Consider the following 10,587-nt stretch of genomic DNA (forward strand, 5'->3'; position numbering starts at 1 on the left):
ATGTAAGGAAGCTGAGAATCAACTGCGGCCTGCCCCGGCTCCTGTGCTGTGGGGCTACAAGATCGCGTTGCTAGCCAACCGGCGAGCCACTGTAGTGGGCACGGAGGCGCTCAATTCCCTCATCGATGCTGACTTCCGGCTTCCAGTCCAGGATTTCGTGCGTTTGACGTTGATCGAACCAGTGGGCGGTGGACAGCTGCTCGGCCAGGAATCGGGTCATTGGAGGTTCGTCGGTCACCAGGTTGCGGCGGCCGGCAGCCAGCCACGCTTTTTCAATCACCGATCCCGCGCCGCGGGCCAACCAGCCCGGCACGTTCAGTTTGGGGGCCGGTGCGCCGCCAGCCTGGCAGATTCCCGCCATGAGTTCTCCAACCGGGCGTGGTTCCCCGTTGGTTACCACCAGGGCACGGCCGTGGGCATGATCCATGCGTTCCAGCCCTCGCACGATCGCGGCGGCGGCGTTGTCGATGTAGGTGGTATCAATCAGTGCTGCACCCTGGTCCAGCAGGGGCAGCCGGCCCGCCTTGGCGCGCTGGATGACACGCTCGACCAACTGTGTGTCACCCGGGCCCCAGACAACGTGCGGCCGGATGGCCGTCACCCGGAATTCGGGCTGGTCCTCCGACAGGGCGATCAGTTCCGCGGCCGCCTTGGAGCGGGCGTAGAACCCCCGGGCGCGTTCCGGGTCGGCGGTGCCCGCCGACTCCCCGGCCAGGGCTGCGCCGAAGTGCGCTACCGAGGGGGAGGAGACGAAGACGAAATCCGAACCCCCGGATTCCTGAGCGGCCTGCAACAGGTTCCTGGTGCCGACGATGTTCGTGGAGACGAACTCGTCCCAGTCCCCGGTGAAGGAGACCTTCGCCGCCAGGTGAATGACCGCGTCCATGCCCTTGGCGGCACGATTGACCGCTCCCTGGTCCGTCAGCGATCCCAGGACTTCATCCTTGGCGCCGTTCGAAGCACGCCGCTGAAAGGTGCGAACATGGTGCCCCTTGGTGCGCAACAATTCGGCGACGGCTCCGCCGAGCAGGCCGCTGGCGCCGGTGACCAGCACCCGGCGCGGTGTTGCTGGGGATTCAGGGGTGCTCATGGTTTGCGGATCCTTCCTCCGGCCAGGGTCTTTTCGGCCCAGGCTGCCAGGGCGGCACGATCAATCTTGGAGTTGTGCCGGATGTCGGTGGGAAGATCCGGGACCACGAGCACCGCCGCCACCTCGACACCGGCGGCGGACACCGCCTCCCGGACCTCGTTGGCCAGGGCCGTGGACGCCGTGCCGGGCCGTTTGGCCGGCGGATTGGTCTCCATGACCACCACGGCCACCTGGGTGCCGGCCGGTCCGACACCGACCAGGGCGGCGCGTCCGGCGCCGGGCACCGACTCCGCCGCCTGCTCCGCGGCGACCGGGGTCAACGGCCCGCGGGCGGTGCACACCACGTGGCCCAGGCGGCCTTCGACCCACAGGCGTCCCTCGGCATCCAGGTGGCCAACGTCCCCGGTCCGGTGCCATCCGGGGATGGAGACGCTTTGCTGCTCGGTGATCCAGAGCCTGTCGTAGCGGTCCTTGACGTGGGGAGCCCGAACCAGGATCTCCCCGGTGAGCTCCGGGGTCGTAGTGGGCTCATCCGCCGCGTTCCCGGAGGCGTCCAGGGCAGCGATCGCGATCTGCGCCCCGGCGACGGGGGTGCCGACACAGACGCCATTGCCGTTGCCGGCCGCCCGGATCTCGTCCAGGTCAATGTCCGTCACCGGCAGGGCCTCGGTCATCCCATAGGGGGTGTGCACCCCGGCGTGGGGCACCAGCTGTTGAACCTTGGCCAGCAGGGGCTCGGGCACCGGTGCCCCGGCCGAGAGCATCAGGGTGACCTGCTCCAGGACCTGGCGTTGCCCGGCATCCAGACGCCCGCTGGTGGCCACCACGTTGGCCAGGGCGGCTGGGGAGGCGAACACCGTGCTTGCGTTGACCGCCGCGGCGGCATTGGCCAGGGCGGCGGCGGTGAGCGTGCGCGGTGCGGTGACATCCATGTCCGGGGTGACCGAGGTGGCACCCAGCGCCGGGCCGAGCAGCGCGAAGGGGGCAAACCCGGCCACCAGCGCGGAGCCGGCCTTCAGGTCGTAGGTTTCGGCCAGGGTGTCGCGCATGGCGGCCAGCTGCCGGTGCGTGTAGACCACGCCCTTGGCCGGGCCGGTCGAGCCGGAGGTGAAGAGCACCGCGGCGTCCGCGTCCGGATCAGCGGCCGTGAAATCGTCGGCGATGGGGTTGGCGGCCGCGCCGGTGAGCAGCAGCTCTGGCACCGTGCGCGCCACGCCCAGCAGCTTGAGCTTTGCCGTCGGCAGGTCATCCACGGCCACCTTGGTGCCAGGCCAGCCCAGCACCCGGGCCCCGGTCAGGGCGCGTTCAATGCCGATCAGGTAGTCCGGCCCGGCGCCGCGGATGGCCCGGCCCAGCCCCTTGGTTCCCAAACCGGCGTCGGCGACCACGATCACCGCGCCCAGCCGCAGGCAGGCGTAGATCAGGGAGGTCAGTTCGATGCCCGGGGGCACCAGCAGGTTGACCCGGCTGCCCGAGCGGACCCCAATGCTGGCCAGCCCGGCGGCCAGGGTGTTCACCCGGTGGCCCAGGTCCGACCAGGACAGGGTGCGTGGTGGGCTGACGTCCACCACCGCCGCGGTGTCGTCCTGCGTACGGGCATCCAGTTCGGCCAGCATGGGCCGGTAGCCGTTCAGCGGTTCGGCACGCCCTGCAGGCCCGTCCTGCTGGTTCTGCTTGTCCAGCCAGTCGAAGATGGGGGTGGCGATGTCGCGGTCCTCGGGCAGCAGGTGTCCCGCGCCTTCGAAGCGGTGCACCTGGGCGTGGGGGAGCCGGGACATCAAGTCCCGCAGGTAGCGGTCGGAGAAGACCGGGTCCTTGGGCCCCCACAGCAGCAGGGCCGGAACGAAGAGCGTGCGAAGGGATTCGGCAATGGTCTCCAGGGTGGAGCGGCTGGGGTGGTCCGGGGCGAAGGGGATGTCGGCAACAAAGTTCGCCACCCCATCGCGCCGCTCGGCGCTGGTGTACGGTGCCATGAACGCCTCACGGGTACCGGGATCCAGTTTGGGGTGGGCCAGCGAATGGGTTACCCGCAGGAACGCGTCGGTGCTCTTGGTTCCCCAGCCGTGCACGGCCGGGTGGGAGGCAAGGCGCAGCGCGGCAGGCATCTGGAACCCCGCAGGGTGCACCGCGGTGTTGGTCAACACCACCCCGGCCAGCTGCTGCTGGTGTTCCAAGGCCCAGCCCAGGGAAATGATGCCGCCCCAGTCGTGTCCCACCGTGATGACCGGGCCGTCCAAGCCCAGGGCAGCGGTCAGATTCCCGAGGTCGTTGACGCGGTCGGCCAACCGACGCAGGACCGCAGTGCGCGGGGAGAAGCCCATGTCCAGCTGGTCCACTGCGACCACCCGCCAGGGCAGGGCGTGGGCCGAGACGTGGTTGAGCAGCTCGCGCCACAGGTAGGACCAGGTGGGGTTGCCGTGCACGCACAGCAAGGTGCCCACGGGGCTGATTCCGCGTTCTTCCAGTTCGCCATGGTTGTCCAGCAGGTGCCACCGGTGGGTGGTGCCGGCCGGATCTACCGCGGAGGTGGAGGGCACTTCGAGATAGCCCGAGTACCGTGCAGCGACACCGGGAAAAATCTCAGTTACCAAGCCAGCTCCATCATGGTGGTGTTCAGTCCCGAACCCACGCCCATGCACAGCACGCGGTCGCCGGGCTTGAGGGTTTCGGCTTCCTGCGACAGGGTCATCGGCAGCGAGGCCGGGCCGACATTGCCCCACTTGGGGAAGGTGACCGGCACCCGGTCACGGATCAGGCCCACCGCCTTGATGATGGCGTTGGTGTAGGACTTGGAGACCTGGTGGGTGACGTAACGGTCCATTGAACGCCAATCCCAGCCGGACTGGTGCGCCTCTTGCCAGGCGTTGACCACCAGGTCCAGCCCGTTATCCAGCAGCCCCTTGGTGTCGGTGTACATGCCGGCCGGCCCGCCGACGCACAATTCGTGGTGCTGGGTGCCGGCCCGGGAGACCCCGCCCACGATTCGGTGGCCACCGGGGTGTTCGTCGGCGGGGCCCACCACTGCGGCGGCGGCCCCCGACCCCAGGGTGAGGGTGGCGAATTCGCGCAGGTAGTCCTCGCGGGTGGAGTTTTCCGCATTCAGCCGCTGGAACGTGGTTTCCTGGGTGGGCTGGGCGTCTTCCCCGGCCACGATCAGCGCGTACTTGATCTGTCCGGAGTCGATCATGTTCGCCGCCAGGGACATGCCGTTGACGAACCCGAGGCAGGCGTTGGCCACGTCGAAGTTCATCGCCGAGGAGGGCAGCCCCAGGTCGTGGTGGATCTTGGAGGCCACCGAGGGTTCCAGGTTGCGCCGGGTCACCGACGTGTTGATCAGCAGGCCGATTTGCCCCGGCTCGATGCCGGCTTCGGCCATGGCCTTGCCGCCGGCTTCCACCGCGGCGTCGTCAAAACCGGTGCCCTCGGACCACCAGCGGCGTTCCTTCACCCCGGAGGCGCGTTCGAGCAGTTTCTTGGACAGTCGCAAACGTTTCAGGCTGGGGGCCAGTCGCTCGTCGAATTCGGCGGAGCTGAGCACCACCGGTGCCTGCACCCTATTGACGGCCAAAAGGGCCACGTTGTGATGCCTAAACGTTGCGTTGCCGTTCAATATCAAGCCTTCGTGTCGTGCCGACGCGGACCCTTTGGGGCCCGCACCGAAAAATGGTCGCCGGTTCCGCAGGGTCGCCGACGGAGAATAGTCTGTTCTTACCGTATTCCTTCCTGTGGGCCAGCGCATAAGCGAAAGCGAAGTTTTCAGCGAATAGCAGGAAAAATCTGGATCATTCATAGGTTTCTGTGTGACTCACCCGCCTTTCGGCCAGTACTGCTACACGCCCATGCAGTGGGTGCATGGGCGTGGCCCCGGCACGGTTCTGGGCACCAGCCTGATGGGGGACTGGCAGAAGCGCCCGGCAATCACCTGGGCAGTGGTAGTCTCCGTCGTACTATCGGAGCAACACGGTATGGGTACAGCGACATTTTCTTGGGAAGGAACTGCCATGGACGCCATGGATCAACAGGGCAATGCCGTGATGGTGGACGTCACGAACTGGAAGCAGCCGCAGAACCTGCACTGGTCCTTCCAGCACATGGCCGACTTCCTGCCCACCGCGCCCATCGCACGGGGGTCCGGGCCGGTGGCCGAGCTGCCGGCCGCGCACCGTGACCTGGATTCGGTGCTGGTTCCGGGCACCGTGCCCGGGCAGGCACCGGTCAGCGTGGGAGCGGTCATGGCCTCGACCAACACCGACGGGTGGATGCTGCTGCACCGCGGCCAGGTGCTCACCGAACAGTATTTCGGGCAGATGAACGCAGACTCGGTCCACCTGCTGATGTCGGTGAGCAAGTCCCTGATCGGGGTGGTGGCCGGCGCGCTCTGCGACGCCGGGACGCTGGATGCCGATGCCCAGCTCACCGACTATCTTCCCGAACTGGAGGGCACCGGGTACGCCGGGGCGACGATCCGCCACCTGCTGGACATGCGTTCGGGCATCAACTTCTCCGAGAACTACCTGGACGCGCTCTCGGGCATCCGGCTGCTGGAGCAGGCCATTGGCTGGGCCCCCACCCTCGCACCGGGGCCCACGGGAATGTACCCCTTCCTGAAGACGCTGCAGCGCAAGACCGCGCACGGTGGATTCTTTGAATACCGTTCCTGCGAAACCGACATGCTGGGCTGGGTGTGCGAGGCCGCCGCCGGACAACCCATGGCGCAGCTGATGTCCGCGGTGCTCTGGGGCAAGATCGGCGCCGAGGCGGACGCCGTCCTTGACATTGACCAGTTCGGGACCGGCACCTTTGACGGGGGGATCAGCGCCAGCCTGCGGGACATGGCCCGCTTCGGGTCCATGCTGCTGAACGACGGTCTCTCCCTGAGCGGGCAGCGGGTGCTCTCCTCAACGTGGATGGCCGAAACCCTGGCGGGGGCACCGGATTCACGGGACGCTTTTGCCACCAGCCCCGGCGACTACCGGATGCCCGGCGGCATGTACCGCAACCAGCTCTGGTTCCCCTACCCGGGCAATGACGTGTTCCTGTGCATGGGGATCCACGGCCAGCTGGTCTACATCAACCGTCCGGCCGAAGCCGTGGCCGTCAAGCTCTCCAGTTGGCCGCTGCCGCAGGAACCGGCCAAGCTCTTCGCCACGCTCGGTGCCTTTGACGCCATCGCCGCCGCGCTGCTCGTGGAAACCTCGACCGCCCCGGAACCCGGAGCCGCGGCCGCCGGTCCGGCAACCGCCCCTGGCCAGTAGGCCAAAAGGCGCCCGGATCCCAAGATCGGGGGCCCCGCACGGGCCGGTGCCCTTAGCCGAGGATCGGCGCGGTGCGTTCCGGTTCGTGCCACAGGCGACGGGATTCCAGGTACCAGAAGTATGAGAACAGCCCGATCTCGAACCATTCGACAATGAACAGCGCCTGGGAGATCCCCAACGCCTCAAGGACGGGCCAGGCGATGAGCCCTGCGGCCATCAGCCCCACGAGCACCGCGTAATGCCAGCTGCGCTCGCCGGCCCCGCCACCCGGGCACAGCCGGGCCGGGCCCACATGGCTGGCGATGGCGATGCCCATGCTGCCGATCATCAAGGCCGCGGCCGAGGCATGCACCCCGGTAAATTCTGCCCCCTCGATCGTTCTCCAGGTCAGCAGCACCAGAAATCCGGTCAGGAGCACCACCCCGATGAGGGTCAGCACGGTGGTGGGCAGGTTGTGCATGAACTCCCGGCGCGGCCACCGCTTGGTGCGCCAGCCGAGCCACGCGAAAACTGCGGTCACCACCAGGATGGCAATGATTGCCACGCGCACCGAGAGCACCAGCTTCACCCGTTCGTCCTGCGATAGCTCCTGCAGCGTTTGCCCGAGCTTGGTGGGCACCAGTGCCACGAACATGGCGTAGAACCCGGCCAGGTTCAGCGACAGGTCTTCCAGGGGCGGGCCGCTATATACCACCAGCAGCACCCCGGTGGTGACCAGCATGGCCACGAACAGGTCGCGCGCGGGACCCAAATAGTAGGAGCTGATGGATGATTCAATCCGCTGGTTCACGACGCCGTAGACGATGATGGCCACCACCAGCAGCAGCGGAACGACCAGCAGCATCAGGCGCACATAGCGCAGAGTATCGCGGCCGTAGAACGATTGCACAGAGTTGCCCATACCTGATTGTGCAACGCCCGGGCCGTGCTGGCCAGCGTCCCGCAGGCATCCCTTGGCAAGGCTGAAGGACACCTTAAGTGGCAAGGTCAGCGCCGGTTTTTCTCATAAAGCTCTCATGCACTCGTCATCTGAGTCTCACGAACGTCTAATTACGGTCTCACAAGGGATTTCTAGTGTTGGGGACATGATCAGACGCATACTTATCATTCTCGTCGTGCTGGCCGTTCCGGCCGGTCTGGCGACGGCCAGCCAGCTGCTGGCCGACACCGCCAATCCACCAACCCCGCCCCAAGAGCCGGTGATTGTCGAACTCTCCCCGGCCCCGGACACGCCCAAACCGGACACGCCCGAACCGGACACCCCCAAACCGGGAACCTCCGCGCCGGGTACCGAAGCGCCGGGGGAGGCCGAGCCGGTGCCGCCGGCCCGGCAGGGGCCGGCTTCCACGGTGCCCTCAGCCAACCCGGGGACCACTCCCACGGCCGAATCCGATTCCGACGATGACGTTGCGGATGACCGGGGCGGTGAGGACGATGACTAAGACCATTGACACGCAAACCCCCGCTGGGCACCCGCTGCGCCAGACCCCGGACGGCGGCGCCGAGACCGCCGCGGCGAAGCAGCCGGTCCAGGGCCAGGGTTCGGCGGTCTCCGCCCGCTGGCGGATCGTTGGCTGGATCGTGGTCACCACCGCGCTGACCCTGCTGGCCGTCACCGTCACCATGCGCTCGGTGATGTCCGGACAGATCGCCGAGGCCGCGAACGCCGGCATTACCCAGGAGATCCAGGAGTTCCGCACTTTCGCCGCCGAGGGTCTGGACCCGCAGACCGCCAAGCCGTTCACCTCGATGGATGAGCTGATGGAACGCTACGTCGCCCGCCAGCAGCCGGTGGCCGGTGAAGCGATCATCGGTGAGGCCGGGCAGCAGGTGTACACCGCCCAGGGCGCACTGGACCAGGCCGGGGACCGCCTGGCCACGGACCACGCCCTGCTGCAGCGCATCGTGCAGGACCCGCAGTCCTCCGGCGTGTACGACACCAGCCATGGGCCGGTGCGCTGGGCGAAGGCCGAAGCCACCGGTGAGGGGACCGCGGTCGCCGACCCTTCCACCGAGGCGCACCTGGTGGTTGCCCACTTCACCGGGGCCGCGCAGGAGCAGGCCGACCGGCACACCGTGCTGCTGCTGGCCATCGCCGCCGGCGGCCTGGCGTTGACCGCCGGGATCGCCTGGCTGGTGGCCCGGCACATCATGCGCCCGATCCGCGCGGTGCGCGAAACCGCCGAGCAGATCACCGCCCAGGACCTCTCGGCCCGCATCCCGGTGCACGGCCGGGATGACCTGGCGCAGCTGGCCGAGACGGTCAACGCCATGCTGGACCGGGTGGAGGGATCCCACCTGGCCCAACGCCACTTTATCGCCGAGGCCCGGGCACACCTGTCCGAACCGCAGCACCGCCTGGCCGTTGCGGTGCGCGAACTGGCCCGCGGGGAGCTGTCCACCACCAAGCGCTCCCACATGGCCGCCCAGGCACAGGACCTGATTGGGCAGATGGGCCAGTGCCTGGCGGACCTGGAAATCCTGGCCCAGAGCACCAACCCCGGTTTCGTTGCCCCGCAGTGGGTGTCCGTCGGGGAGGTGACCGCCCAGATCGCCGCGCAGGCCTCGGGCAGCGACCTGCTGGCCGGACGCCACCTGGCGATCGAGGCCACCTCCGCCACCAAGGCCTGGCTGGATCCGGCGCGCATCACCGATGCGCTGCGCCAGCTGATCGGCAACGCCGTGCAGTTCACCGGTCCGGGGGACACCATCCACCTGGGTTCGGCGGTCACCGGCGGCACCGCCAGCTTCTGGGTCCAGGACCACGGGGCGGGGCTGGAGGCCGAGCAGGCCCGCAGCCTGCTGGAAAGCTACCGCACCCAGGGTGCGGACCGCGGCCAGCCGGGCATGGGCCTGGGCCTGGCGGTGGTCAAGGCGGTCGCCGAAGCCCACCGGGGCAGCGCCTGGGTGGAATCCGGCGCCGGGCAGGGCACCTGCTTCGGAATCAGCTTCGACGCCGACGCCCTGGCCCCGGCCGCCGCCGGCAGTGAACGCTTCGCCGACTGCATGGCCAGCACCCTGGGAGCCGAGTCATGACCGGCACCAGGCAGCGCACCCACAGCACCGAGCGCTTCCGCTACAGCACCGCCCCGGCCGCTGCCGTGCCGGTCCCCGAGGCGCGCACCGCCCGGGCGTGGAGCCGGCAGCGTTGGGCCGCGGTCATCGCCGCCGTGCTGCTGGCCGGGTTCATCACCTGGTGCATCCTCAGCGTGTTCGAGCAGCCGGCGGATCCGGGCACGGCGCTGCCGGCCCAGGGCGCGCTGACCCTGGGGGTGTTCGCGGTGGCGATCTGGCTGTGGATCTTCTCCCCGGTCTCCGACACCTACGTGGCGCTGGGCGCCGCCCTGGTGCTGGTGCTGATGGGGGTGCTGCCCGAAGCCGAGCTGTTCGCCTCCCTGGGGGAGGACACCATCTGGCTGCTGCTGGCCGCGTTCGTCATCGCCGCCGGGATCACCGCCACCGGGCTGGCCACCCGGGCCGCGGCCTACATCGTGGCCGGGGCGCGCACCCCGCGCCAGCTGGTGCACCTGGTGGCCGGGGTGCTGGTGGCCACCGCCTTTGCGATGCCCTCCCCCGCCGGGCGGGCCGCCCTGGCCATCCCGGTGTTCGTGGCCCTGGCCAAGGCGCTGGGCGACCGGCCGCGGGTGGTGCTGGCCCTGTCCCTGGTCTTCCCCTCGGTGATCCTGCTTTCCGCGGTCGGCTCCTACCTGGGGGCCGGGGCGCACCTGATCACCAGCCAGATCCTGCAGGCCTCCGGGTTCAGCGGATTCTCCTTCGCCTCCTGGCTGCTCTACGGGCTGCCGCTGGCGTTCGTCTCATCCCACCTGGCGGCCGAACTGATCCTGTGGATGTTCACCGGCCACCAGGACCGCAAGGCCCGGCTGGCGGTGAGCCTGGAGCAGCTGCAGCAGAACTCGCCGGTGCCGTTGACCGGTCCGCTGAGCGTGGCCCAGTCCCGGGCGGCCCTGCTGGTGGCCGCGGTGGTGGTGCTGTGGTGCACCGAACCGCTGCACCAGCTGCACCCCGCGATCGTGGCACTGCTCGGCGCCCTGCTGGTGACCAGCCCGGGCTTCGGATCGGTGCCGCTGGCCAAGGCGCTGAAGGCGGTGCCGTGGGCGATGCTGATCTTCATGGCCGCCACCCTCACCCTGGGCACCGCGCTGGCCAACACCGGGGCCGCCGGTTGGCTGGCCAACAGCGCCCTGGCCCCGGTCAAGCACCTGGGCCAGGCCGCTGGATGGG

8 protein-coding genes are annotated in these 10,587 nt (G+C 68.7%); 4 read left to right on the forward strand and 4 right to left on the reverse strand.

Annotated elements, in window-relative coordinates; all coding sequences use genetic code 11:
• Window positions 1-70: 70 nt before the first annotated feature.
• From RCJ92_RS06495 to RCJ92_RS06505, 3 genes are read right to left on the reverse strand one after another with little or no spacing between them, the layout of a single operon-like run.
• Window positions 71-1,090 (reverse strand): NAD-dependent epimerase/dehydratase family protein, encoded by a 1,020-nt coding sequence (locus RCJ92_RS06495; protein WP_446754083.1) that lies wholly within the window; start codon window positions 1,088-1,090, stop codon window positions 71-73.
• Window positions 1,087-3,681 carry an alpha/beta fold hydrolase gene (locus RCJ92_RS06500; RefSeq protein ID WP_446754084.1) on the reverse strand — a complete coding sequence of 865 codons (2,595 nt, stop codon included), beginning with the start codon at window positions 3,679-3,681 and terminating at the stop codon, window positions 1,087-1,089. The genes RCJ92_RS06495 and RCJ92_RS06500 overlap by 4 nt, the downstream gene beginning before the upstream one ends.
• Window positions 3,675-4,700 carry a 3-oxoacyl-ACP synthase III gene (locus tag RCJ92_RS06505; RefSeq protein ID WP_175419324.1) on the reverse strand — a complete coding sequence of 342 codons (1,026 nt, stop codon included), beginning with the start codon at window positions 4,698-4,700 and terminating at the stop codon, window positions 3,675-3,677. The genes RCJ92_RS06500 and RCJ92_RS06505 overlap by 7 nt, the downstream gene beginning before the upstream one ends.
• Window positions 4,701-5,091: 391 nt before the next feature.
• On the opposite strand from RCJ92_RS06505, the gene RCJ92_RS06510 reads away from it, so the two are divergent.
• Entirely contained in the window at window positions 5,092-6,345 is a 1,254-nt protein-coding gene (locus tag RCJ92_RS06510) for a serine hydrolase domain-containing protein (protein ID WP_446754085.1), read from the forward strand.
• Window positions 6,346-6,397: 52 nt separating this feature from the next.
• Here RCJ92_RS06510 and RCJ92_RS06515 read toward each other — a convergent pair whose 3' ends face one another.
• Complete coding sequence (locus tag RCJ92_RS06515) at window positions 6,398-7,246, reverse strand: hypothetical protein (RefSeq protein WP_446754086.1); 849 nt, start codon at window positions 7,244-7,246, stop codon at window positions 6,398-6,400.
• A gap of 184 nt (window positions 7,247-7,430) precedes the next feature.
• On the opposite strand from RCJ92_RS06515, the gene RCJ92_RS06520 reads away from it, so the two are divergent.
• The 3 genes from RCJ92_RS06520 to RCJ92_RS06530 form a co-directional block, all read left to right on the forward strand.
• Window positions 7,431-7,787: a hypothetical protein gene (locus tag RCJ92_RS06520; RefSeq protein ID WP_446754087.1), complete on the forward strand. Its 357-nt coding sequence runs from the start codon at window positions 7,431-7,433 to the stop codon at window positions 7,785-7,787.
• Complete coding sequence (locus RCJ92_RS06525; protein WP_446754088.1) at window positions 7,780-9,381, forward strand: HAMP domain-containing sensor histidine kinase; 1,602 nt, start codon at window positions 7,780-7,782, stop codon at window positions 9,379-9,381. The genes RCJ92_RS06520 and RCJ92_RS06525 overlap by 8 nt, the downstream gene beginning before the upstream one ends.
• The coding region (locus tag RCJ92_RS06530; protein WP_446754089.1) for an SLC13 family permease at window positions 9,378-10,587 on the forward strand (1,210 nt) is incomplete at its 3' end. The genes RCJ92_RS06525 and RCJ92_RS06530, both read left to right, overlap by 4 nt.

The organism is Glutamicibacter sp. BSL13 (genome assembly GCF_052928425.1).